The organism is Streptomyces coffeae (genome assembly GCF_016741875.1).
GTDB classification, from domain to species: Bacteria; Actinomycetota; Actinomycetes; order Streptomycetales; family Streptomycetaceae; genus Streptomyces; species Streptomyces coffeae.
On the sequence record NZ_JAERRF010000035.1, the window covers coordinates 47,665 to 72,406 of the forward strand.

At 70.6% G+C, this 24,742-nt stretch carries 14 protein-coding genes and 1 pseudogene; 6 read left to right on the forward strand and 9 right to left on the reverse strand.

What is annotated here, in order from left to right; translation table 11 throughout:
• Positions 1-34: 34 nt before the first annotated feature.
• Positions 35-1,249: pseudogene (locus JK363_RS36130) on the reverse strand (FAD-dependent monooxygenase); the annotation flags it as partial.
• A gap of 37 nt (positions 1,250-1,286) precedes the next feature.
• On the opposite strand from JK363_RS36130, the gene JK363_RS36135 reads away from it, so the two are divergent.
• The 3 genes from JK363_RS36135 to JK363_RS36145 all read left to right on the forward strand — a co-directional run bounded on the left by JK363_RS36135 (position 1,287) and on the right by JK363_RS36145 (position 3,931).
• Positions 1,287-1,883, forward strand: coding sequence for a TetR/AcrR family transcriptional regulator (locus JK363_RS36135; protein ID WP_201881983.1), 597 nt, complete (start codon positions 1,287-1,289; stop codon positions 1,881-1,883).
• A 255-nt stretch (positions 1,884-2,138) separates the two neighbouring features.
• Positions 2,139-3,113, forward strand: a complete 975-nt coding sequence (locus JK363_RS36140; protein ID WP_201881991.1) for an ABC transporter ATP-binding protein — start codon at positions 2,139-2,141, stop codon at positions 3,111-3,113.
• A gap of 74 nt (positions 3,114-3,187) precedes the next feature.
• Positions 3,188-3,931 carry an ABC transporter permease gene (locus tag JK363_RS36145; RefSeq protein WP_201881994.1) on the forward strand — a complete coding sequence of 248 codons (744 nt, stop codon included), beginning with the start codon at positions 3,188-3,190 and terminating at the stop codon, positions 3,929-3,931.
• A 183-nt stretch (positions 3,932-4,114) separates the two neighbouring features.
• On the opposite strand, the gene JK363_RS36150 is transcribed toward JK363_RS36145, so the two are convergent.
• Complete coding sequence (locus tag JK363_RS36150) at positions 4,115-4,525, reverse strand: Fur family transcriptional regulator (RefSeq protein ID WP_201881996.1); 411 nt, start codon at positions 4,523-4,525, stop codon at positions 4,115-4,117.
• A gap of 405 nt (positions 4,526-4,930) precedes the next feature.
• Between JK363_RS36150 and katG the strand changes: the two genes are divergently transcribed.
• Positions 4,931-7,147, forward strand: a complete 2,217-nt coding sequence (gene katG / locus JK363_RS36155; protein WP_201882000.1) for a catalase/peroxidase HPI — start codon at positions 4,931-4,933, stop codon at positions 7,145-7,147.
• A 55-nt stretch (positions 7,148-7,202) separates the two neighbouring features.
• Here the strand turns inward: katG and JK363_RS36160 are convergent, their stop codons facing one another.
• Together JK363_RS36160 and JK363_RS36165 are read right to left on the reverse strand one after the other, a co-directional pair.
• Entirely contained in the window at positions 7,203-7,709 is a 507-nt protein-coding gene (locus tag JK363_RS36160) for a gamma-glutamylcyclotransferase family protein (RefSeq protein ID WP_201882002.1), read from the reverse strand.
• A 73-nt stretch (positions 7,710-7,782) separates the two neighbouring features.
• The gene (locus tag JK363_RS36165; RefSeq protein WP_201882004.1) at positions 7,783-9,192 is read right to left on the reverse strand and encodes an MFS transporter; all 1,410 of its coding nucleotides are present in this window, start codon (positions 9,190-9,192) and stop codon (positions 7,783-7,785) included.
• Between the two features lie 257 nt (positions 9,193-9,449).
• Here JK363_RS36165 and JK363_RS36170 point away from each other — a divergent pair, with 257 nt between their 5' ends.
• Positions 9,450-11,396 carry a glycoside hydrolase family 5 protein gene (locus tag JK363_RS36170; RefSeq protein ID WP_201882006.1) on the forward strand — a complete coding sequence of 649 codons (1,947 nt, stop codon included), beginning with the start codon at positions 9,450-9,452 and terminating at the stop codon, positions 11,394-11,396.
• Positions 11,397-11,412: 16 nt separating this feature from the next.
• Here the strand turns inward: JK363_RS36170 and JK363_RS36175 are convergent, their stop codons facing one another.
• The gene (locus JK363_RS36175; protein WP_372444919.1) at positions 11,413-13,161 is read right to left on the reverse strand and encodes a DUF6895 family protein; all 1,749 of its coding nucleotides are present in this window, start codon (positions 13,159-13,161) and stop codon (positions 11,413-11,415) included.
• 78 nt (positions 13,162-13,239) lie between these two features.
• Positions 13,240-13,437 carry a hypothetical protein gene (locus JK363_RS36180; RefSeq protein WP_201882010.1) on the reverse strand — a complete coding sequence of 66 codons (198 nt, stop codon included), beginning with the start codon at positions 13,435-13,437 and terminating at the stop codon, positions 13,240-13,242.
• A gap of 321 nt (positions 13,438-13,758) precedes the next feature.
• Here JK363_RS36180 and JK363_RS36185 point away from each other — a divergent pair, with 321 nt between their 5' ends.
• Positions 13,759-14,424 carry a class I SAM-dependent methyltransferase gene (locus JK363_RS36185; protein ID WP_201882012.1) on the forward strand — a complete coding sequence of 222 codons (666 nt, stop codon included), beginning with the start codon at positions 13,759-13,761 and terminating at the stop codon, positions 14,422-14,424.
• 77 nt (positions 14,425-14,501) lie between these two features.
• Here the strand turns inward: JK363_RS36185 and JK363_RS36190 are convergent, their stop codons facing one another.
• The 3 genes from JK363_RS36190 to JK363_RS36200 form a co-directional block, all read right to left on the reverse strand.
• Positions 14,502-15,659 (reverse strand): acyl-CoA dehydrogenase family protein, encoded by a 1,158-nt coding sequence (locus JK363_RS36190; RefSeq protein ID WP_201882014.1) that lies wholly within the window; start codon positions 15,657-15,659, stop codon positions 14,502-14,504.
• Positions 15,660-15,702: 43 nt separating this feature from the next.
• On the reverse strand, positions 15,703-23,832 hold the full coding sequence (locus JK363_RS36195) for a type I polyketide synthase (RefSeq protein WP_201882022.1): 8,130 nt from the start codon (positions 23,830-23,832) through the stop codon (positions 15,703-15,705).
• A gap of 242 nt (positions 23,833-24,074) precedes the next feature.
• Positions 24,075-24,659 carry a DUF2867 domain-containing protein gene (locus tag JK363_RS36200; RefSeq protein WP_201882024.1) on the reverse strand — a complete coding sequence of 195 codons (585 nt, stop codon included), beginning with the start codon at positions 24,657-24,659 and terminating at the stop codon, positions 24,075-24,077.
• Positions 24,660-24,742: the final 83 nt, after the last annotated feature.

Here is a 24,742-nt window from a genome sequence, read left to right on the forward strand (position 1 = left end):
AGGTGAGGCGGGTGGCATGGGGCCCGCGGTAGAGGTCGAAGAGGCGCAGCGCCCGCCCGTCGGCGCCGGTGACCGGGGCGTCCGGGGCCCGGTCGCCCGCGACGATACGCCCCTGGGTCGTCCGGTAGGACACATCCAGCTGGCGGGTGCTCGCGTCACGGCGGTGGGCGTCCTCGGCGCCCTCCTTGTGGCGTTCCAGCAGCCGGGTGGACAGCTCCAGTACGCGGGCGGCCGTGGCGCGCCGCTCGATCTCGTAGGTGTCGAGCAGGGCGGGTGAGCCGTCGGCCAGTTTCCAGCCGAGGTTGTAGGCGTCCTGCACGCCGGTGTTCAGCCCCTGTCCGCCGGTCGGCGGGTGCACATGGGCCGCATCGCCCGCGAGGAACACCCGGCCCACCTGGAAACGCTCGGCCAGCCGGATGTTGGGCCGCCAGACCGTCGCCCAGGCAAGGCGGGTCAACCGGACGTCCGCTGACTGCGCGTCCAGTCTGCGCTGGAGGGTGCGCAGCGAAGCGTTGGTGTCGTCGTCCGCCAGCGGAGTGTTGAACTGGAACAGCCCCGGTGTGCTGGGCAGCGGACTCATGGCCACGCCGTCGCGCGGGTTCTCGGCGCGGCAGAACCAGTAGCCCCACGCGTGGTCCAGCCCGTCGGCGGCCACATCCCCGATGAGCACCCGTAGCGACTCGTCCGTGGTGCCGTCCATCCTCACCGCCAGCGCCTTGCGCACGGTGCTGCGTCCGCCGTCGGCGCCCACGAGGTAGGAGGCGCGCACGCTTTCGCCCGTGGACAGCCGCACCGTTACGCCGTGCCCGTCCTGGGTCAAGCCGGTGAGCGCCGTGCCGAGTTCGACACGGGTGCCGAGCTCGGCGAGGCGGTCGCGCAGGATGCCCTCCGTCTGCGACTGGCCGAGGGTCCAGGCGTTCGGGTAGGGCACATCGGGGGTCGGCTCGAGGGGTTCGGCCATCCGCCGGTCCATCACATGGGCCCCGTCGAGATGAACGCGCATCGTCGGCAGCGGACACCCCTGCCGCAGAACCTCGTCGAGCACACCGAGGTCCTCGAACACCTCCAGGGTGCGCGGCTGGAGGCTGTCGCCGCGCGAGCCCGCGAAGAAGGTGTCCCTCTGCTCGACGACACGGATGTCCACTCCGCGCCGAGCCAGCTCGATACCCAGTGTCAGACCGGTGGGGCCCGCTCCGGCGATGAGCACAACTGTCATAGGTGAATCTCCATTCACTGAATCAGGATTCATCTTGCCGGTTGATACGGTTCGGCACAAGGAGGTGACTGTGGGACGCAAGGAGAAGGCCGCGGAAACGGAGGCCGCCCTGAAGGCCGCGGCGAAGCGGGTCTTCGCCGAGCGCGGTTATCTGAACACGAAGATCACAGACATCACCGCCGAGGCCGGCCGCTCCACGGGCTCCTTCTACAGCCACTTCAGCAGCAAGGAAGCGCTCCTCGAAGCCCTCATGGCAGACATGGGCGCCGACAGCGACATGATGTCCCACGACGCCGACCACTCGGCGGACTTCACCGACCCGGATGCCATCCGCTTCCATGTGGCCGCCTACATCAGCGTCTACCGCCGTCACTCCGAGACCGTGCGCGCCATGCAGCAGGCCCTTCTGGTGAGCGAGCAGTTCGCGGCACGCCTTGCCGAGTTCCGCAGCAGTGCATTGAGCGACATCCTGGATCACATCACCAGCGTCGCCACCGCCGGACGGCAGTTGCCCGCATCACCGGAGAACTCTCTGCGGATCGCGTTCGCGATGCTCGACACCGCCCTGGAGAGCCGGCAGCAGGGCGAGATCGACCTCGACGACACACAGCTGATCGAGGCCCTGACCCGTTTTCTCTACCGGGGCCTCAACGGCTGCGACTACTGAAGCCACCACGTCGTATGCGACCTGAGGCGTACGGCCGCCTTCTCTTCCGTCTGTGTCCGACCGGAGGACACCTCGATGGGCGAGGACACGGTGCCCGATTCGACGCCGAACGTCCGCTACCTCTCAGGTAGCACGGCGGGCCCTCCGCTGATACCCGCGGCGTACCGAGAGCGGCGCTTTGGACTGACGCGGCCCCGGAGCGGGGCGACTTAGCGTGATTCCCGTCCCCAGAGGGGCGCCGCGAAAGGAACCCACATGATCGAAGTAAAGGGACTGTCCAAGCGCTACGGCGACAAGATCGCCGTGGACGACTTGAGCTTCACGGTCCGGCCCGGACTCGTCACCGGCTTCCTCGGGCCGAACGGGGCCGGGAAGTCCACCACACTGCGGATGATCGTCGGCCTGGACCAGCCGACCTCCGGTACGGCGACGGTGTGCGGCCGCCCCTACCGGGAGCTCGCCCGTCCACTGTGCACCGCCGGTGCGCTGCTGGAGGCGAAGGCCGTGCACAGCGGGCGTACCGCGCGCGAGCATCTGCGGGGGCTGGCTGCCTCCAACCGCCTCCCCAAGCGGCGAGTTGACGAGGTATTGGAGCTGGTCGGCCTGACCGACCCCGCCCGGCGGCGGGTCGGTGGCTTCTCGCTCGGCATGGGCCAGCGTCTGGGCATCGCGGCCGCGCTGCTGGGGGACCCCGAGGTCATCATCCTCGACGAACCGGTCAACGGCCTGGATCCGGAGGGCATCCAGTGGGTGCGCGAGTTCATGCGCGGCATGGCCGACGACGGCCGGACCGTTCTGGTCTCCTCCCATCTGATGAGCGAGATGCAGGACACCGCGGACCATCTGATCGTCATCGGCCGTGGCCGTCTGGCGGCCGACAGTTCGATGGCCGACTTCCTGGCGCGCAGTTCGCACAACGGTGTTGTGGTGCGTACACCGCACACGGCGCAACTGGTGTCCGTGTTGCGGAGCAGCGGGGCAACGGTCGACGCCCTCGTGGACCGCGAGCGCGAGCGCGGGCACGATGCGGTCGAGGAACCTCCCCTGATCGTGAAGGGGCTCGACGCCCGGCGGATCGGGGAACTGGCCGGGCAGAACGGCCTGTGGCTGCATGAGCTGGCACCACAGCGGGTGTCACTCCAGGAAGCCTTCATGGAGCTCACCGCGGATGCCGTCGAGTACCGGGTGGGGCGGCGCGGAGCCGCCGAGCACAACGGAGTTGCCGTATGAACATGGTCAGGACGCATACCGCCGGGGCGGAACACCGAGCGGTCCCCCGTGCGCTGCCGGGTGACAACCGGAGCATGCAGCCGCGATTCGCCGATGCGGTCGCCTTCGAGTGGATCAAGATGCGGTCGATCCGGTCGACGTGGTGGACGCTGGCGGCCGCCGCCTGCATCAGCATCGGCATCGGCATGATCGGCGGCCGCGAGGCGCTTCCGCAGGACACCACGGCGTTCGTCATGGAGAAGATCCTCGTGGGTCTCTCGCTCGGACAGATGGCGATCTGCGTCTTCGGCGTGCTGACGGCCACGTCGGAGTACGGCACCGGCTCGATCCGCAGTACGTTCACGGCGGTACCCGACCGCCTGCGGCTGCTGGCCGCCAAGGCCCTGGTCGTCTTCACCGTCTCCCTGGTGGCGGGAACGGCCATCGTCTTCGCCACCTTCGCCGCCGGGACCCTCACGCTGGGGTCGGGTGTCCCGGTCCCGTCCCTGTCGGAGGACGCGGTGCTGCGTGCACTGGTGGGCGGAGGCTGCTATCTGGCCCTGCTCGGGGTGTTCTCGCTCGCCCTGGGCCTGGTGCTGCGCGCCTCCGCGGGCGGCATCACGGCCGCCGTCAGCATCACCTTCATCCTTCCCACGGTGTTCCACATGCTCGGCGATGCCCTGCTCAAGTGGTGGCCGACCCAGGCCGGACGGCAGATCCTCCAGGTGTCACCGTCCTCCACCGATCTGGCACCGGTCCCGGGGCTCTGCTACTTCGCGGTCACCACGGTCGTCGCACTCGTCGTCGCGATGGTCCTGACCAACCGGCGTGATGCCTGACGGGGCGCATGACGTCCGCCGTCCCCGTACACGGCCCTGCCCGGACACCTGTGTGTCAACGGGCGGGGCCGCGGCCCGCGTTGGCGATGTCCCGGGCACCCGTCCGTCCGGGGGCATGGCTTGCGGCCGATCAACGCACCGGACGCACCGGACGCACCGGACGGTGAACGACCGCCCGCCTGCCTAGGCGCAGGACGGGCACAGCCCCTGGTAGGTGACCTCGACCGCGGACACGGTGAAGCCGAACCGTTCCTCCGCCGGGAGACCGGCCAGCAGATCGCCGGTCGGATGGACATCGCGGATGGTGCCGCAGCCGGAGCACACCAGGTGCTGGTGCGGGTGGTGTGCGTTGGGGTCGTAGCGCTTGGCGCGGCCGTCGGTGGAGACCTCTATGACCTCACCGAGCGAGACCATCTCCCCCAGGGTGTTGTAGACGGTCGCGCGGGAGATCTCGGGCAGCCGATCTGCCGCACGGGCGTGCACTTCATCGGCCGTGAGATGCACATGATCGCCGTCGAGGACCTCCGCAACGACACGTCGCTGGGAGGTCATCCGCCAGCCACGCCCTCGCAGTCGCTCCAGCAGGTCACTCATATCGGTTCACCTATTCAGGTTCGGTGGGACTCCCGAAGTTTACCAATGGACATCCGGGATCCGATCGGATATGGGTTTGGCGCACTTCTTGACTTAGATTCTGTCCATCGTAGGATCGGTTCCGGCGAGAGCCAAGAGACAGGAAGACTCCAGTACGACAGGAGACAGAGACGTGACGGGACCACCGCCGAGCGGCTCCGCGGTGCAGGCCCTCCGGTGAAGGCCTCCCGCGTCTCCCTCCACGTCGTACACGAGGACCTCTGCCTTACCGCGTCCGACGAACCACGGCTTCCCGATCGTCCCCTCGATCGACGAGGCCGAGGCCATCTCCCGGGGCCGTGCCCCGACCGTTCCACCATCCGCAGTTCATGAGCACCGTGATCCGCCTGGTCCGGAAGGATTCCCATGTCTGAGAACCATGACGCAATCGTCGTAGACGCGAAGACGGAAGGCGGAGGTGGCTGCCCGGTCGCACACGGGCGTGCCCCGCACCCGACGCAGGGCGGCGGAAACCGCCAGTGGTGGCCGGACCGGCTGAACCTGAAGATCCTCGCCAAGAACCCCGCCGTGGCCAACCCCCTCGGTGCGGAGTTCGACTACGCCGAGGCGTTCAAGGGCCTCGACCTCCCGGCCGTGAAGCGGGACATCGCCGAGGTGCTGACCACCTCGCAGGACTGGTGGCCGGCCGACTTCGGCAACTACGGCCCGCTGATGATCCGGATGGCCTGGCACAGCGCGGGCACCTACCGCATCAGCGACGGCCGCGGTGGCGCCGGGGCCGGTCAGCAGCGCTTCGCCCCGCTGAACAGCTGGCCGGACAACGGCAACCTGGACAAGGCCCGCCGTCTGCTGTGGCCGGTCAAGAAGAAGTACGGCCAGGCCATCTCCTGGGCCGACCTCATGATCCTCACCGGCAACGTCGCCCTGGAGACGATGGGCTTCAAGACCTTCGGCTTCGCCGGTGGCCGTGCGGACGTCTGGGAGTCGGAGGAGGACGTCTACTGGGGCCCCGAGACCACCTGGCTCGGCGATGAGCGCTACAGCGGCGAGCGCGAGCTGGAGAACCCGCTCGGCGCGGTCCAGATGGGTCTGATCTACGTCAACCCGGAGGGCCCCAACGGCAACCCGGACCCGATCGCCGCGGCCCGCGACATCCGTGAGACGTTCCGCCGCATGGCGATGAACGACGAGGAGACCGTCGCCCTGATCGCCGGTGGTCACACCTTCGGCAAGACCCACGGCGCCGGCCCGGCCGACCACGTCGGCGACGACCCCGAGGCCGCCGGCCTGGAGGAGCAGGGCCTCGGCTGGCGGAGCACGTACAACACCGGCAAGGGCGCCGACGCCATCACCAGTGGCCTCGAGGTGACCTGGACCAGCACCCCGGCCCAGTGGGGCCACGAGTTCTTCAAGAACCTCTTCGAGTACGAGTACGAGCTCACCCAGAGCCCGGCCGGCGCCAACCAGTGGGTGGCGAAGAACGCCGAGGCGATCATCCCCGACGCGCACGACCCGTCGAAGAAGCGCCTCCCGATGATGCTCACCACCGACCTGTCGCTGCGTTTCGACCCGGTCTACGAGCAGATCTCGCGCCGCTTCTACGAGAACCCCGAGCAGTTCGCGGATGCCTTCGCCCGCGCCTGGTACAAGCTGACGCACCGCGACATGGGTCCGGTCGTCCGCTACCTCGGCCCCGAGGTGCCCTCCGAGGTGCTGCTCTGGCAGGACCCGCTGCCGCAGCGCACCGGTGAGCTCATCGACGCCGCCGACAGCGCCGCGCTCAAGGAGCAGGTCCTCGCCTCGGGCCTGACCGTCTCGCAGCTGGTCTCCGCGGCCTGGGCCTCGGCCTCGTCCTTCCGCGGCAGCGACAAGCGCGGCGGTGCCAACGGCGCCCGCGTCCGCCTGGAGCCGCAGCGCGGCTGGGAGGTCAACAACCCGGACGAGCTCGCCCAGGTGCTTCGCACGCTGGAGGGCATCCAGGAGTCCTTCAACGCCAAGGGCGGCAAGCAGGTCTCCCTGGCCGACCTGATCGTGCTCGCGGGCAACGCGGCCGTCGAGAAGGCGGCCAAGGACGGCGGTGTCGAGGTCGAGGTGCCGTTCTCGGCGGGCCGGGTGGACGCCGCGCAGGAGGAGACGGACGTCGAGTCCTTCGCCGCGCTGGAGCCGGCCGCCGACGGCTTCCGCAACTACGTGGGCAAGGGCAACCGCCTGCCGGCCGAGTACCTGCTGCTCGACAAGGCCAACCTGCTCACCCTGAGCGGCCCCGAGATGACCGTCCTCGTCGGTGGTCTGCGCGTGCTGGGCGCCAACCACGGCGGTTCGAAGCACGGTGTCCTCACCGACCGTCCGGGCACCCTGACCAACGACTTCTTCGTCAACCTGCTCGACCTGGGCACGACCTGGAAGTCCACCTCGGAGGCGCAGGACGAGTTCGAGGCCCGCGACGCGAGCGGCGCGGTCACCTGGACCGGTACCCGCGCCGACCTGGTCTTCGGCTCGAACTCCGAACTCCGCGCGCTCGCGGAGGTCTACGCGAGCGATGACACGAAGGAGAAGTTCGTGAAGGACTTCGTCGCCGCCTGGGCCAAGGTCATGGACCTGGACCGCTTCGACCTGGTCTGATCCCACCACTCCACGTCCAGGCCGGCCCGGTGACGGGCCGGCCTGGACGTTGCCGTTACGGGGACGGCCTTGTGCCGGGGCGGTTGTCGTCGGCGGCCAGGTCCGGGGCGATCCGGGCGCACAAGGCGGCGAATGCGGGAAGGTGGCGGGCCGCGAAGTCGTCGGCGTCCCAGGTCTCCGCCCGGACCTCGCCCTCGCGCCAGAGGTAGGCCCATCCGCGGTCCCCCGAGGCCAGGGTGATCTGGCGCAACTCGTACTCGTCGTCCTCGAACGCGTCGAGGATCTCCCACTCCCTGGGGCTCAGCCCGGTGAGCAGCAGACCGGGTGCCGCGGCACCGGAAGCGGGCACGAGTCCGGGGTAGACACGTCGTTCGAGAGCGGCGGCACGCCAGCCGGGAGCGGTCGTGGGTGAGCTCTGGGGCATCCGTCCGAGCAGCGGTGTGAGTACGGCCTCGAACTGGAGGGTGCCGTAGGCGAACAGCGCGTTGGGCCCACCGGCGAGCCGACTCCGCAGCGCGGCGTCGGGGCCGGTCGAGTGCTCGACGGGGATGGCGTCCTGCACGTGTCTCTCCGATCCCTCCGCGCCAGAGGTTCCGTGGCCGACGACCTTCGGGTCACCTTATACGGCAACCACGTCAGTGCCCGGCGCGTGCCCCGCTCCCGCTCCTGGACGGCACACACCACCCCGCGAGACCCGCGGCGATCAGGTAGGCGAGTGCGCCGACGGCCATGCTGACCCGCAGCCCCGCGCCGTAGTCGGTGGCCGTGGCGAGCAGGGTGCCGCCGAGCGCCACGCCGGTGGCGCTGCCGAGCTGCCGGGTGGTGTTGAACAGGGCGGAGGCGGTGCCCGCGTACGCCGGGGGTGCGGCGCCCATGACGGTGGAGGTGGAACCGGTGAGGGCGAAGGAGGTGCCGAATCCCGCTGCCATCATCGGGGCCACGAGCAGCGGGTAGGCGGGATCGTCGCCCGCGGCGACCCAGCCGCCAAGACCCAGGGCGGCCAGCAGCATGCCGCTGATCACCAGCGGACGATCCCCGGTCCTCCGGGTCAGCCGCCCGGACAGGACGGAGGCGAACATCGTCATCGCCACCGCGGGGAACAGCGCCAACCCGGTGGCGAGGGCGCTGAGGCCGCGCTGGTGCTGGAAGTCCAGGCTGGCGGTGAACACCATGCCGTAGAAGCCGAAGTTGAACAGCAGGCCGATGACGGCGCCACCGCCCAGCGCCCGTGAGCGCAGCAGGCTCGGAGGGAGGGCGGGAGCGCGGGCCAGCCGCTCGCGCACCACAAAGGCCACGGCCGCCAGCACCGAAAGACCCACTCCGGCGAGGACGGCCGGATCGGACCATCCGCGTCGGCCCGCCTCGTTGAGCGCGGCGGTCAGCAGGGCCACCGCCGCCACGACCGCGCACTGTGCCGGCCAGTCCAGGGCCCGGGTGGTGAGCCGCGGGGAGGGCGCCACATGGCGCAGTGTCAGCGCCAGACAGGCGATCCCGACGGGCAGATTGATGAGGAACACCCACCGCCAGCCCACCGTGGAGACCAGCAGCCCGCCCAGCAGCGGCCCGGCCGAGGCCGCGATGCCTGCCACGGAACCCCATAGCCCGAAGGCCCGCGAGCGGGCGCGGGGATCCGGATACGCCTGCTGGAGAAGAGCCAGCGAACCGGGCACGATCAACGCCGCGCCCAGCCCCTCCACCACCCGGGCGGCGATCAGGAAGGGGGCGCTCGGCGCGAACGCGCACGCGGCCGAGGCGGCGGTGAACACGGCCACGCCGGCGCAGAAGATACGGCGGTTGCCCAGTCTGTCGCCCAGCGCGCCGCCGGTCAGCAGGAAACCGGCGAAGACCAGGGTGTATGCGTCGGTGATCCACTGGATGCCGGTGAGTGAGGCCGACAGCTCCCGGCCGATCACCGGTACGGCGACGTTGATGACCGTCACATCCAGGATCACCATGAAGTACCCGGCGCACACGGCCAGCAGCGGAACCAGTGACCCCCTGGACGCGGATGGCTCGTCACCACCGGCCGACTTCGCGAACGCCATGTCCCCGACTCCATCCCGCTCACGAAGAAACTACAACAAAAGCGACAACAAGGATGGATACCACATGGTGCTCAGCGGGAGTGGCCGTGGCGATCGCGCGGGCGGCGGCGCCCGTAGCGGGAGAGAGGTGACCGGCGAGTAGGAGAAACCCCACAGAACACGCGTTGGCTCAACGGAGGGCTGGCCGATTGCGGTGGCAGCGGTCATCATGACGCAGTCGTCGCTCTCAGCACTCACCCACCCTGGGACGGAGTTTCGTGAACGGATCCCTCGTCAGACCGTTACTGGCCACCGTCCTCCTGCTGCTCTGCCTGACGGCGCCGGATGCCACGGCCGTCCAGCGGGAACCGGGGCAGCGGGCCGCTCCGGCAGCGGGGAAGGCGGCCCACACCGCGGCGGCGGCCGACTGGAAGGGCCCGCTGAGCACCCGGGGCCGCTGGATCGTCGACGCCGACGGCAACCGCTTCAAGCTGAAGTCGGGCAACTGGCATGGCGCAAGCGGCACATGGACGGGATCCGGCAGTCCGGACGAGGACGCCAATCACCATTCGGGCGAGAACTCCGGCCGGATGCCACTCGGTCTCGACCGAGCGTCCATCAAGGAGATCATCTCCGGATTCCAGGAACTGGGCATCAACAGCATCCGGCTGCCGTTCTCCAACGAGATGATCCATGACACCCGCCCCGTGACGGACGACTCGGTCGCCGCCAATCCGGAGTTGCGCGGCAGCACGCCGCTCGAGGTGTACGACGTGGTGGTACGGGAACTCACCGGCGCGGGTCTGGCTGTGATCCTCAACAACCACACCAACACCACACGGTGGTGCTGCGCGGTGGACGGCAACGAGCGTTGGAACGCGAGCCAGTCCGCGGCCACCTGGGAGAGCGACTGGCTGTTCATGGCGCGCCGCTACCGGGACAACAAGCGCGTGGTCGGCGCCGATCTCTACAACGAGGTGCGCCGCTCCGTATGGGACGACCCCAACTGGGGCCTCGGCGACAACCATGACTGGTACGCCGCCTCCCAGCGCGCCGGTGACCGCATCCTGACCGAGGCCAACCCGAATCTGCTGATCATCGTCGAGGGGATCAACTGGACCGGCATACCCGTTGACGGCCTCCCCCACGAGCGGCCCACCCTGGAGCCCGTGCGCCGGCTGTCGCACACGCTCGTCGACTCCGGCAAGCTGGTCTACTCGGCGCACTTCTACGACTACACCGGTCCGCGCCACACCGGCGCCACCGGCATCGGGGAGACCAGCGACCCTCGCTACCGTGATCTCAGCCCGGCGGAACTGACCGCCACACTCAAGCGCCAGGCGTTCTACGTGGCTTCCGAATCCGACCGTCACTTCACGGCTCCCGTCTGGATCAGTGAGTTCGGCATCGGAGGACGCGAGGAGACCGGGGCGAAGCAGCGGGCCTGGTTCGAGAACTTCGTCGATGAACTCATCCGCGCGGACGTGGACTTCGCCTACTGGCCACTCGTCGGACTGCACGAGAACGGCAAGGGAAACGGCTGGGGGCTGCTGCACTGGGACGCCGCGGGCCACCGTATGGGCCTGTACGACGGGGACGACTGGCGGGCCGGGGCCTGGACCCGGCTGATCAACGCCGAGGGGCGGACGGGTCATATCGATCCGGTGGCGCGCTGGTCGATGCTCAGCCCAGACCACGGGGACTTCGTGGCCTCCCGGCGGATGCGCGCGCTGCCCGAGCCGGACTGGGACCGCGGGGCGCGCAAGGCCGCCTGCCCCGACGGGCAGCGGCTGATGGGGCTGAGCCACACCGGCAACCGCGGACTGTGCTCGGACGTGTCCGCCGCTTCACTGGCGGACACCTCCGGTGGACACGAGGTCGTCACGGATCAGCGGCACGTGGCGGCGGGCCAGGACTGGGCGTCCGGATACACCAAACTCCAGTGTGCGGACGGTCAGTTCCTGATGGGCTACAGCGTCCGTGGCTCGGCGGTGTCGGCCGCCCTGTGCGTGGCCGCTTCCCCCGGGAAGCTCGGTGCGGGCGGCCGCACGGTGTGGTTCGACCGGGGCGACAGCCGGGGGACGGCTCCCAAGGGCGGTGACTTCGCGGACGGCCACTACAAGGGGCAGTGTGCGGACAACGAGTACGCCGCCGGGATCGCCTACACCGGGCGCCTGGGTTCGTCCCGCACCCCGGACGCCCTGTACTGCCGGAAGCTGCGCTGAGCGGAAACCGCCCACCTCATGGTGAGGACAGGGCGACCACACAGCTCTGTGTCCACCGCCGTCGCAGGCTTGCGCGCTGCTGGGGGTCGTCCACGGCCGGATAGCCGAAGGCCCCCGAGGGGCTCTGCTGACGCAGCAGGAACTCCAGGCCGTCGCGGACGATACGGTGGCCGGCCCAGCCGAGCAGCGCCAGGCTCTGGAGGAGCACGGCCACTTCGTCCAGCTTGTAGTCCTTGCAGGCGGCCGGAAGGGCCGCGGCCAGTCGTTCGGCGACGGCATGGGCCGAGGAGCCGCGGGAGGACAAACGGCTCGGATCGTCCCCGGCGTACTGGACCAGCCCCCTCGCGGTCATCGCGGGCGGGCTGCCCTCCGCCATCAGTGGTGCCGGGTCCGCGGAGTCGATGAGGGAGCGCGCGGTCTCCTCGGAGAGCCGGTCCAGTCGCATCAGCTGCACCACACCACCGGCCGCGGCCGCGGGGATGGCCGTGAGGCCGGAGAGCGCGGTGGCGGTGTCGTCGAGGAAGCGGTCCAGCGTCGCACAGCCGCCGGAGGTCGCCCTCAGTCCGTGGGCGCACTCGAACACCACGTCGGCTCCGATGCGTTGCCACAACGACGGCCCCGGCTCGGCTTCGACGCGTTTGACGACCGAGGCGAGCGCGGAGTGGGCGAGTGCGGGTTCACGAAGCGAACGGGCGCCACGTGCGGCAGCGGCCGCCGCGGGAAGAGCCGCCTCGAGGTCGGCGGTCACGGCGGCTTCGGCGAGCCAGCCGGTGGCCCGGCGAAGGGCGGCTGCGGTCGGTGCGGCATCGGGCGCCGCCGGGGGTGACGGCCGCTGACGGCGGATGACGGACGAGCTTCTGGCGAGCAGTCCGGCGAGCGCCGCGACGATGGTCGTGTGGTACGCGGTGGCCCAGGAGCGGTACTCCTCGTCGCCGCCTTCGAGCCCCGGGTGGACGATCCCTTCCGGACCGGCGACCCGGCCGTCGGGTTCCTGGACCTCGGCGAGAAAGGCCCAGGCCCGCTCCGCCTCCGCCGAATCGCGGATGCCCAGGCACAGCAGAGAACAGAGCAGCTCCGCGACGAGGTCCGCGTTCCCTCGGCGCCGGCACAGCAGACACAGCGCTTCGAGCAGTTCGATGGCGCTGGACAGATCGAAATCGGCGCGCCACTTCGGGACGCGCAATCCGAAGTCGGTGGCGTAGAAGATCGTGTGGGTGATCGCGTAGATATCGCGGTCCCCGAGCCTGAGGACCGATGGGTCCGCGCAGAACAGCGTGAAGGGCAGAATCTCCTCGACCGCGGGCAGCCGGTTTTCGACTCCGGCCAGTTCCATGGTGTGCAGCAGATCCAGCTGCCGATAAGGGATGCGCTCGAAAGAGGTCGCATAGCGACCTGCCACGGATTGCTCGATGAGGTGGTGGAATTCTTCGTCGTGCTGTCCGCACAACCGGAGCGCCGCGTGCGTGCCGGCGTACAGCAGAAGTGCGCGCTCATCCCGGCCGACGAGTTCCCGATAGGACGGACGCTTCGCGACGGCACCCATCCGGTCGAACAGCCGCTGATAGTCCTCGTCGAAAGGGGCGGGGTCCAGCCGGGCGCGCAGTCCGACCAGCAGCGCCATCTCCACCAGCGCCTTGCGGGCGAAGAGAACGGATCGCTCTTCAGCGGTGTCCGGGTCGAACCGGGTGTGGTGCGCGGCCAGCCAGGAGACCGCTCGCTCTTCGACCGCGCACCACGGTGGGGGCAGCTCGCTCCCCGCGTTCATCGGTGCCACAACTGCCCCCTCGTCATTCTGTGTCCATGGGGTCGGCCTCGCGCGGCCGCGGAAGCCGCGAGGTCGCCCCTACTGCTCGGCCGCGGCTGTCTCGTCGCATTCGGCCGCGACAACGAGCACGTACTTCTCCCACGCCAACACATATCCCGCGACCTCATCGAGTGTCGTGGTCGCGCGGACCAGTTGCTCCAGAGGTATTTCGAGATGGACGAGTCCGCTGGTCTGGAGGAACTCCAGGGCCTTCCGGGTATCAATGGAACAGGACATGGCTTGCCTCCGTGGAAAGTTGGGTGCATCGGCGGAATTTCTCTGCCGCACCGCCGAGGTGCCTCCCAGTCTGGCCATCGACCGGCAAGGTGTCACTTGAGCTTTCAATACTCATATCATCACCCTCGGATAGCCTGTGAGAATTCCGAGACACCTCCCGGTATTCATGGTGCAGTTGAGCCGGGGCGGTTGAGTTGTCCATGAGTGGCGGCGCCTATGCCGTTCGGCGCGCCGCTTGCCCAACTGCCCTGTGGGGCACGCCACTCCCGCCCCGTATAGTCATGGTCTGACGCATTCGCCCCCGTCGGCCGGAGGTTCCACGTGACCACCTCGCCCCATTCAGACAAGGTGCACGCCGGCCAGGCCATGTACGGGCCGTGGACACTGCCCCTCTACGACCTGATGGCCTTCAAGATCAACTGCCGGTTCCTCTTCCGCGTCCCGGTGTCCGAAGTGGTCGCCATGTTCGACCGCAACGTCTCCCCCGAGCATCTGGACCTCGGCGTGGGCACCGGCTACTTCTTGGACAACTGCCGCACCCATCCGGGGCAGTCCATCACCCTGGCCGATCTGAACGAGCACTCGCTGCGTCACGCGGCCCGTCGGCTGGCCCGCTTCGACGTCACCACGGTCCGGGCCAACGCGCTGGAACCGCTACCGCTTTCCGAGGCGACCTTCGGCTCGGCGTCGATGAACTTCCTGCTGCACTGCATTCCCGGCAGCATCCGTGAGAAGGCGAAAGTGCTGGACCATGTCGCGGCCTGTGTACGGCCGGGTGGGCGGCTCTTCGGCGCCACGGTGCTCACCCAGGGGGTACCGGTGGGGACCGCCGCGCGGGTGAACTTCCGGATGTGGAACAAGCGCGGCCTGATGAACAACTCCGAGGACAGCCTCGAGGACCTGCGCACCGAGCTGGCCGCCCGCTTCCCCGACCACAAGCTCACCGTCCACGGCTGCGGCGCCCTCTTCGAGGCCGAGATCCCCTGACATCCCGTACACGACAGGGCCCGGTGCAACGCGCCACAACGGCAGCGTGTCACACCGGGCCCGGTGGTCGCGTGTTCCTAGGAGCGGCGCGGCACCGGGATCACATAGCGGTTGAAGACCAGGTCGCGCAGGACGTCGTCACCGCCCTCCACGAGGGAGACGTAGCGGATGTCGCGCATCAGCTTTCCGATGGGCATCTCGTGGGTGTAGCCGAGCCCGCCGAACATCTCGGACCCCACACTGGCCACGTCCCAGCCGGCCTGGCCACAGAACATCTTGGCGGTCAGGGCGGACTTGAGGGTGCCCTGCCGGTGGAAGCTCGCGGCGGCGCCGGGGGCGGCCATGATCGCGTCATAGTCGCGGCCGGCGCGCAGACAGTGGCTCTTCATGACGTCGATCTGCATCTCCATCTGCCCGAGCCGCTGGGCGAACACGGGGCTCTCCACGAGGAGGCCGTCGCGCAGCGGCTTGGTCTTGGCGTAGGTCATGCAGTGGTCGCGGATGCGGCGGGCGACCCCGATCGCGGTGGCGGCGATGAGGATGCGGCTGGCGTTGAGGCCGATCTCCAGCAGCCGCAGGCCCGACCCCTCGAGGCGGTTGGCGGCGGGCACCCGGCAGCCCTTCAGGCTGACCTGGTAGGTGTACGAGGCGCGCAGACCGATGACGTCCCAGCGCTTCACGATCTCGACACCGGGGGTGTCGCGCGGGATCAGCACGGCGTGGTATGCCTCGGAGTCCTCGGCCGACCGGGCGATCACGACGAGGAAGTCGGCGAAGTCGGTGTTGGTCGAGAAGAACTTCTCACCGGTGACGACGAGTTCGTCGCCCTCGGTCGCCACCACCGTCTCGGTCTTGCCGAGTTCGCTGCCCGCGTTCCGTTCACTGCCCAGTGTCGCGCAGAAGGAGCCCCGCTCGGCCATGGGCTTGAGATAGCGGGCCTTGAGCTCCTCGGAGCCGTACAGCTGCACGATGCTGGTGCCGAGTACCGAGATGAAGAGCGTGAAGGCCACTCCGGCGTCGCCGTAGGCGATCTCGTTGACGATCTCGACGCTGTCCTCGAGGCTGAGGCCGCGGCCGCCGAGCTCCTCCGGCAGCCACCAGTTGGCCAGTCCGGTCTCCCGGAACTTCTCGTAGACGTCCGAGGGCTTGTCCTCGAGCGCGTCCGTCTCCGTGTGTGGGCCGGCCAGACACTCCTTGACGAATGCGCGAACCGCCTTCAGGTCTTCCGGTTTCATCTCTCCACCCTTGTCGAGGTCAGCACACGAGGGCACGCGGTGCTCATTCGGAATTCGCCCGCTGTACGAGTGCCTCGATGTCGAGGTCATCGATCTCGTCCAGTCCGTCGAGCGCGTCGTCCGGCAGGTCGGCGGTCTCCTCGACCACCTGCTCCGGCTCGGGGAACAGCAGTTCCCGCAGCCGTACCGCCAGCGCGGCGGGCGTCGGATAGTTGTAGATCACCGTGGCCGGGACATGGACTCCGGTGTCCTGCTTGACCTGGTTGCGGAACTCGACACCGCTGAGGGAGTCGAAACCGATCTCCTGGAACGACATCTCGGCATCGATGTCGTCGGCGGACGGATAGCCGAGCACCACGGCCGCGGTCTCCAGCAGCAGGGCCACCAGTTCCTCGCGCTGCTCCTCCGGCGAGAGGCGGACCAGCTTGCCCGCCATGGGCGACTCCCCGCTCTCCTCGGCGGCGACGGGCCGCTCGGAGGCCGCGGGCAGCGCGGGCTGCACCAGGGTGCGCAGCAGCGCGGGCACGGTGTCCTGCCACAGGGCGGCCCGCTCGATCTGCACGGGCAGTTGCAGCGTCTCGTCCGCGGCGAGAGCGGCGTCGAAGAGGGCGGTGCCCCGCGCCGCCGTCAGGGGCGTCATGCCGTGGCGCCGGAAGCGCGCCAGGTCGGACTGGCCGAGGGTGCTCGCCATGCCGAGCTCCCACGGGCCCCAGGCCAGCGAGAGCGCGGGCAGTCCGGCCCCGGCACGGTGTTCGGCCAGCGCGTCGAGGAAGGCGTTGGCCGCCGCGTAGTTGGCCTGGCCCGCGTTGCCGACCACACCCACGACGGAGGAGTACAGCACGAAGGCCGACAGGTCCATGTCCTTGGTGAGTTCGTGCAGATGCCATGCGGCGTCGACCTTGGGCGCGAACACGCGGTCGATCCGCTCGGGTGTCATCAACTCCACGGTGGTGTCGTCGAGTACGCCCGCCATGTGCACGACGGCGGTGAGCGGCGCCTCCCGCGGAATCCTCGCGAGCTGCTCCGCCAGCGCCCCGGCGTCGGAGACATCGCAGGCCGCGTGGGTGACGTTGGCCCCCAGCTCGGTCAGCTCGGCGGCCGGTCCGGCCGCGCCGGAGCGGCTGAGGAGCAGCAAGTTGCGCACTCCGTGTTCGGTGACCAGGTGCCGGGCGAGCAGGGCGCCCAGACCCCCGGTGGCGCCGGTGAGCAGCACCGTGCCGTCCGGGTCCCAGGTCTGCCGGGTGGTGGTCGAGGCGTGCGAGGAGACCAGTCCCGGTGCGTAGAGCTTGCCCCGGCGCAGCGCGAGCTGGGGCAGCCGGGCGTCCAGGGTCTCCAGCGCGCGCAGCGACTCCTCACTGCCGTCGGTGTCCACCAGGACGAACTGACCGTCGTGTTCGGTCTGCGCGGAGCGCACCAGGCCCCACACCGCCGCGAGGGCCAGATCGGGCGTCTCTCCGGGGAGGGCCGCCACGGCGTTCGTGGTCACGATGGCCAGCGGGCGGTCGTGCGGGGCGTCCAGCCGCCGCCGCACCAGCTCCAGGGCTTCGCGGGCGCGCGCCCGCGCCGTCACGGGGGCGTCACCCTGCCCGTTCGCCTCGATATGCGCGATGTCGGCCGTGCGGGCCGGGCGCTCCGGGTGCTGCTCAGCAGGCGACCAGCGCAGCGCGAACAGGGAGTCGGCGAGGGAGCCTCGGGCGAGCTGGTCCGCCGACGCGGGCATCACGGCCAGGGACTCCACGGTCAGCACGGGCGCACCGTCGGTACCGCTGATCGACAGCGACACCTCGGTGTCGCTGATCCGGGCGACGCGGACCCGCAGACGGCTTCCGGCGGGCGCGTGGCAGACAACTCCGGCCCAGGAGTAGGGCAGCACGGTCTGTGCCGGGTCGTCGGACACCATCAGCGCCAGCATCGGATGCAGCGCGGCGTCGAAGAGGGCAGGGTGCACGGCGAATCCGCCCTTGGCGTGCGGTACCTGGTCGGGCAGCTGGACCTCGCCGTAGACCTCGTCCCCGAGCCGCCACAGCGAGCGCAGCCCCTGGAAGGCCGGACCGTAGCCGTAGCCCCGGCCGACCAGCTCCGGGTAGAAGCCGGACAGGTCCACCGGGATGGCGTCCCGCGGGGGCCAGACGTCCTCGGTGGCCGCGCGGGCGGGAGCCTTGGTGACCGCATGCCCGGCGGCGTGCCGGATCCAGGCGCTGGACACCCCGGAGGCAGGACGGGAGTAGACGCCGATGGGGCGCCTGCCCGTCTTCTGCTCCGCCTCGCCCACGACGACCTGGAGTTGTACGGCGCCGTCGGCGAAGGTCAGCGGTGCGTGGAGGGTCAGTTCCTCGATGGCGTGGCAGTCGGTTCCCTCGATCGCGCGCAGCGCCATCTCCACCACGGCCGTGCCGGGGAACACGGCGTTGCCGAAGATGGCGTGGTCGGTCAGCCAGGTCTCGGCGACGAGGTCGATCCGTCCGCTGAACGCCACCTGGTCGCCGACGGCGAGTTCGGTGGCGGCGGAGAGGAAGGGATGTCCGACCGGCTCGAGACCGGCGCCCGCGACATCGCCCTGCGGCTTGGCCGGCTGCGCCCAGTAGCGCTGGTGGTCGAAGGCGTAGGTGGGCAGGTCGACGGGGCGGCCCACGGCGCCGACGGCGTCCAGGTAAGCCTGCCAGTCGACCGGGACACCAGCGGTGTGCATACGGGCCAGGGCCTCCGCCGCCGCACGCGCCTCCGGACGCCCCTTGCGGACGAGGGGAATCGCCGTCAGGTTGGCGTCGGTGAGGGTCTCGGCGGCCATGGCGGAAAGGACACCGTCGGGGCCGACCTCGACCAGCGCCTCGGCCCCGGCCTTCACGGCGGCGGCCACCCCGTCGGCGAAGCGCACGGCGTCGCGCACATGGCGCACCCAGTACCCGGGCTGCTCCAGCTCGCCCGGCTCGGCGATGGCGCCGGTCACGTTGGAGACGACCGCCAGGCGCGCGGGCGCGTAGGAGACCGACTCGGCGACGGCCCGGAACTCGTCGAGCATGGGGTCCATCAGCGGCGAGTGGAAGGCGTGCGAGACACGCAGCCGGGTGGTCTTGCGTCCGTCGGCGGCCAGGGCCGCGGCGACCTCGGTGACGACGTCCTCCACGCCGGAGATCACCACGGCGGCCGGGCCGTTGACGGCGGCGATGGAGACGGCCTCTTCGTGTCCGGCCAGGGCGGCCCGGACCTCGTCCTCGTGTGCCTGCACGGCCACCATGGCCCCGCCGCGCGGCAGCGCCCCCATCAGGCGTCCGCGCGCGGCGACCAGACGGGCCGCGTCGGCCAGGGAGAACACTCCTGCCACATGCGCGGCGGCCAGTTCGCCGATGGAGTGGCCGACGAGCACCGCGGGTTCGACCCCGAGGGACGTCAGCAGCCGGTAGGCGGCCACCTCGAAGGCGAACAGCGCGGGCTGGGTCATCGCGGTCTCGTCGAGCAGCCCGGCCTCCGCGGACCCGGGCTCGGCCGAGACGACCGCGTCGACGGGGCGCTCCAGCAGGGGGTCGAGCACAGCGCAGACCTCGCGCCAGGCGTCGGCGAAGGCCGGGAAGGTCTCGATCAACTCCCGGCTCATGCCCAGGCGCTGGCTGCCCTGGCCGGAGAACAGGACGCCGACACTCGGCGGCGCCGAGGCGTGGCCGGTGACCACACCGGACTCGCGACGGCCGTCGGCCAGGGCGTCCAGTCCGGCGAGCAGTTCCTCCCGGTCCGCGCCGATGACCACGGCACGGTGGTCGAAGGCGGAGCGCCGGGTGGCCAGGGACACGGCCACGTCGGCCGGGTGTGCGGCGGTGCCGGCGGCGAGCGCGGCGCCCAGTTTGCGGGCCTGCCCGGCCAGCGCCTTGGCGCTGTGCGCCGACACCGGCCACACCATCGCGCCCCGCGGCGCGGTGGCGGACGGCGCGTCGGACTCGACGCGGTCGCCCTGCTCGATGATCACGTGGGCGTTGGTGCCGCTGATTCCGAACGAGGAGACTCCGGCGCGCCGTGGGCGGTCCGCCCCCGGCCAGTCGCGCTGCTCGGCCAGCAGCCGGACCGCGCCGGAGGACCAGTCGACCCGGCTCGAGGGCACCTCCGCATGCAGGGTCCTGGGCAGCACACCCTCACGCATCGCCATGATCATCTTGATCACGCCCGCGACGCCCGCGGCGGCCTGGGTGTGTCCGATGTTGGACTTCAACGACCCCAGCCACAGCGGGTCCTCGCGGTCCTGCCCGTAGACGGACAGCAGCGCCTGCGCCTCGATCGGGTCGCCGAGGCCGGTGCCGGTGCCGTGTGCCTCCACCGCGTCGACCTCGGCCGGGGACAGCCCCGCCGAGGCGAGGGCCTGGCGGATCACCCGCTCCTGAGAGGGGCCGTTGGGCGCGGTGAGGCCGTTGCTCTCACCGTCCTGGTTGACCGCGCTGCCGCGCAGCACGGCCAGGACGCGGCGGCCGTTGCGGCGCGCGTCGGACAGCCGCTCCAGCACCAGCACACCGACACCCTCGGACCAGCCGGTGCCGTCGGCATCGTCGGAGAACGCCTTGCAGCGGCCGTCGGCGGCGAGCCCGCCCTGCCGGGCGAACTCGACGAACATGCCCGGGGTGGACATCACGGTGACGCCGCCCGCCACGGCGAGGGTGCAGTCGCCGGAGCGCAGTGCCTGGGCGGCCAGGTGCACGGCGACCAGGGAGGAGGAGCAGGCGGTGTCGACGGTGACGGCCGGTCCCTCGAGGCCGAGGGAGTAGGCGATCCGGCCGGACACCACACTGCCGGAGCCACCGGTCAGCGCATGGCCCGCGAGATTGCCGGACACCTCCTGGAGGCGCGGCAGATAGTCCTGGGCCATGGCGCCCAGGTACACCGCGGTGGCGCTGCGGCGCAGTGCGGCGGGGTCCTGGCCCGCGTGCTCCAGCGCCTCCCACACCGCTTCCAGGGCGAGTCGCTGCTGTGGGTCCATGGCGAGGGCCTCGCGCGGACTGATGCGGAAGAAGCCCGCGTCGAAGTCGGCGGCGCCGTCCAGGAAGCCTCCGGCGGGAACGAAGTCGGCGCCCGCATCGACCTGCCAGCCCCGGTCCTCGGGGAAGCCGGTGATGGCGTCGGCCCCGTCGGCGACCAGGCGCCACAGCTCCTCGGAGGTGGTGACGCCGCCGGGCAGCCGGCAGCTCATGCCGACGATCGCGATCGGGTCGTCGGCGGCGGAGACGGGAACGGTCCGCGCGGCGGCCGCGTCCTCCCCCGGCCCGGTGAACTGCTCGCGCAGATGCCGCACCACCGCGGCGGGGGTCGGGTGGTCGTAGGCCAGTGAGGCGGGCATCTGCAAGCCGGTCGCGGTGTTGAGCCGGTCGCGCAGCTGCACGGCGGTCACCGAGTCGAAGCCGAGCTCCTTGAAGGTGTTGTCGGTGCCGATCCGCGCGGTGTCCGGGTGGCCGAGCAGCACCGCCGCCTCACCGCGCACCAGCGCCCACAGTTCCTGCTCGGACATCCCGGGGTTGGCGGGAGCGGTCCCGGGCGCCGCGGCGGCGGGGGCCGTCGGCGTGCGGGGCGCCTGGACGACGGCCCCGTCGACCCAGTAGGTCTCGCGCTGGAAGGCGTAGGTCGGCAGCGGCACCCGCCGGGCGCCGGTGAACACTCCGCTCCAGTCCAGGTCCACGCCCCGGGTGTACAGCTCGGCCATGGACAGCAGGAGGCGGTGCGTCTCCTCCTCGTCGCGGCGCAGCGTGGGCTGCACCACGGCGGAGCCCTCCGTGGCCGCGATGTGCATCGTCAGCACCGGGTGCGGGCTGACCTCCACGAACACGCCGTATCCGTCGGCGGACAGCGCCTGGACGGTGTCGGCGAAGCGCACCGGCTCGCGCAGGTTCCGGTACCAGTAATCGGCGTCCAGCGTGGTGGGGTCGACCCGGCCGGCGACGACCGTGGAGTAGAAGGCCACCCCGGTGTCGGTGGTCGCGGCGCCCGCCACACCGCTGAGCACCTCGTCCCGGATCGATTCCACGTGGTCGCAGTGGGAGGCGTAGTCGACGGGGACGATCCGGGCGCGGATCTCCCTTGCGTGGCAGTCGGCGACGGCCGCGCGGACGCCGTCGGGGTCACCGGAGATCACCACGGTGCCGGGCGAGTTCACCGCGCCGACGGAGACCCGGGACTGGTCGATCTGGTCGGCGGGCCGGTCCAAGACGGCCATCAGGCCCCGTCCGGACAGTTTTTCGGTGATGATCCGCGCGCGGGCGACGATCAGACGGATGCCGTCGGCCAGGGAGAGGATGCCCGCCGCGGTGGCGGCGGCGATCTCGCCCTGGGAGTGGCCGATGACCGCGTCCGGCTCCAGGCCCGCCGAACGCCACACCTCGGCCAGCGAGACCATGACCGCGAACAACGCGGGCTGTACGACGTCCATGCGCTTGAGGGCGGTCTCGTCGCCGAGCACCTCGCGCAGCGACCAGCCGCCGAACTCTCGTAGCAGGTCCTCGCATTGGTCCATACGGGCGGCGAACACCTCGTTCGCCTCCCACAGGCCCTTGGCCATGCCGACCCAGTGCGCGCCCTGGCCGGAGAACACCCACACCACTCGGCCGCCCTCGGCGGCGGTACCGGTGACAACCCGCGCCGACGGCCTGCCCTCCGCCAACGCGGCCAGGCCGTCCAGCAGTTCATCCCGGTCGGCGGCGAGCACCACACCCCGGCTCTTCAGCGAGGACCGGGTGGTCGCCGTGGAGTGGCCCACGTCCAGCGGGCGCAGCGCGGGGTCGTCGCGTACCCAGTCGTGCAGCCGCCGGGCCTGGGCCCGCAGCGCCTGGGGGGTACGGGCGGACACCAGCACCGGCACCGTGGTGCCGGGAGCGGGCTCCGCGTCCGGCTCCGGCTCGGGCTTGGGCTCCGGCTCGGGGGCGGCGACGACGAGGTGGCAGTTGGTGCCGCCGATGCCGAAGGAGCTGACACCGGCGAGCCGGGGGGCGTCCGGCCACGGCGCGGCGGCGGCGTTGACCCGCAGCTTCCACTGCTCCAGGGGGATGTCCGGGTTCGGTTCCCGGTAGTTGAGGCTGGCGGGCAGCAGACCGTGCCGCATCGACAGGGCGACCTTGATCAGGCCCAGGACACCCGCGGCCGCGTCGAGATGGCCGATGTTGGTCTTCACGGATCCGACCAGCAGCGGCCGCGCGGCGTCGCGGCCCTCGCCGAAGACCGCGGCCAGGGCGCTCGCCTCGACCGGGTCGCCCGCGCGGGTGCCGGTGCCGTGCAGTTCGACATAGCCCACCCGCCCGGGGGCCACCCCGGCCTCGCGGTAGGCCTCGCGCAGCAGCGCGCTCTGCGCCTCGGCGCTGGGCACGGTCAGCGCGCCCGGTCCGTCGTGGTTGACGGCGCCACCGAGCAGTACGCAGTACACGTCATCGCCGTCGGCGACCGCGTCGGCCAGGCGCTTGAGCACGACCACGCCCGCGCCCTCACCACGGACGAAACCGTTGGCGCGGGCGTCGAAGGTGTGGCTGCGGCAGTCGGGCGACAGCGCTCCGGAGCGGGCGAAGGCGATGGTGCTCTCCGGCACCAGGTTCAGATGGACACCACCGGCCAGCGCCAGGCGCGCCGCTCCCGAGCGCAGGCTCTCACCGGCCATGTGCACCGCGACGAGGGAGGAGGACTGCGCGGTGTCCACCGTCAGGCTCGGTCCGTGCAGGCCAAGTTGCTGGGAGACCCGGTTGGCGATCAGGCCGCGGCTCAGCCCGGCGATGGAGTGGTGGGACAGCGCGTCGCCGCCGTGCCGGTGCGCCAGGGAGGCGTAGTCGTCACCGGTGGCGCCCAGGAACACCGCGGTGGCGCTGGAGCGCAGGCTCTCCGGCGGGAGGGAGGCGTCTTCCAGGGCTTCCCAGCCCAGCTCGAGCACCATGCGCTGGCGCGGGTCCATCACCGCGGCCTCTCTCGGGGAGATGCCGAAGAAGTCCGCGTCGAAGTCACCGACACGGTCGACGAAACCCCCCTGAGGGTGCCGCGCGAGTTCCGGGATGTCCGTGGGCCACCGGTCCGCGGGCCCGTCCGCTATCGCGTGCTCGCCCTCCCTCAGCAACGTCCAGAAGGAACGCACATTTTCGGCGCCGGGGACCCGGCACGACATTCCGATGACGGCGACGGCATCCTGACCCACACCGGTGAGCCCCTGCCCGCACTTGTTCCCGACCATAGAGCTCCAGCCCTCTCTTACCCCTTTGACTACACGATCCGCGAACCGGTCCCGTGGATACGCCAGGGGGCGTTTTTTCGCATGCATGGCGCAGATCCCTGCGCGAGTTCGCGGCGAGACAGGAGCGGGGGCGGCCGGTCGTCCCGCCGCACACATGGGTGTGGCCGCGCCGGGATCCGGCGCGGCCACCTCGTTCGGGCGCTGTCAGTCGCGTGTCATCGGGATGTGCTCGTGTGCGCGTGTCATCGGGACGTGCTCGTGTGCCACGACCGGCCGATCGCCCTGACCAGGGAGGGTGTCACGAAGATACGCCGGAAGGGCAGGATGGCCGGCATATAGACCTTCCCCAGCAGGCCCTTCTTCCGCACCAGCACGGCCATCTGCGCATGATGCCTGCCGTTTCCGTCGTCCACCCAGCCGATGTGCATCGCCGCGTGCACGGTCTTGTTGACGACCTCGGTCACCCACTCGTCGGAGGTCTGGAAGACCGACTTCATCGGCACTGTCTTCAGGTCCGGGCCGCGCGGCCCGCCCAGCAGATCGTCCGGCAGCCGGTCCCGCAGGGAGGGGTCGCGCGGGCCGACGCCGTGCTTCTCCTTGTCCCAGCCGAGGAGGGCGCCGAGCCGCCAGCGGATCGCGAACAGCAGCTTGTACATCGGCGACGGTGTGAAGTCGGACCCGTCACCGTCGAACTGCCGTACCAGCAGCGCCAGATCGTCGGGGCCTCCGGGGGTGTCCAGGTCCCAAACGTCCTCGACCTCGAAGTCCCCGATGAACTCGTGGATCCGCCACGGCCGCTCGGTGAACGCGGTGTTCGGGAGCCTCATGCAAACCTCCATGTCACATGCGTCGCGAGCGGACCCCCGGGGCGAACCCCGGCCGCGCGCGGCGGAACCAACCTACCCGGGGT

Excerpts from the sequence above, each read along its gene's own strand:
- JK363_RS36140 (WP_201881991.1), top strand. The coding sequence starts at position 2,139 with ATGATCGAAGTAAAGGGACTGTCCAAGCGCTACGGCGACAAGATCGCC.
- JK363_RS36145 (WP_201881994.1), top strand. The coding sequence starts at position 3,188 with ATGCAGCCGCGATTCGCCGATGCGGTCGCCTTCGAGTGGATCAAGATG.
- JK363_RS36150 (WP_201881996.1), bottom strand. The coding sequence starts at position 4,525 with ATGAGTGACCTGCTGGAGCGACTGCGAGGGCGTGGCTGGCGGATGACC.
- katG (WP_201882000.1), top strand. The coding sequence starts at position 4,931 with ATGTCTGAGAACCATGACGCAATCGTCGTAGACGCGAAGACGGAAGGC.
- JK363_RS36165 (WP_201882004.1), bottom strand. The coding sequence starts at position 9,192 with ATGGCGTTCGCGAAGTCGGCCGGTGGTGACGAGCCATCCGCGTCCAGG.
- JK363_RS36175 (WP_372444919.1), bottom strand. The coding sequence starts at position 13,161 with ATGAACGCGGGGAGCGAGCTGCCCCCACCGTGGTGCGCGGTCGAAGAG.
- JK363_RS36180 (WP_201882010.1), bottom strand. The coding sequence starts at position 13,437 with ATGTCCTGTTCCATTGATACCCGGAAGGCCCTGGAGTTCCTCCAGACC.
- JK363_RS36190 (WP_201882014.1), bottom strand. The coding sequence starts at position 15,659 with ATGAAACCGGAAGACCTGAAGGCGGTTCGCGCATTCGTCAAGGAGTGT.
- JK363_RS36195 (WP_201882022.1), bottom strand. The coding sequence starts at position 23,832 with ATGGTCGGGAACAAGTGCGGGCAGGGGCTCACCGGTGTGGGTCAGGAT.
- JK363_RS36200 (WP_201882024.1), bottom strand. The coding sequence starts at position 24,659 with ATGAGGCTCCCGAACACCGCGTTCACCGAGCGGCCGTGGCGGATCCAC.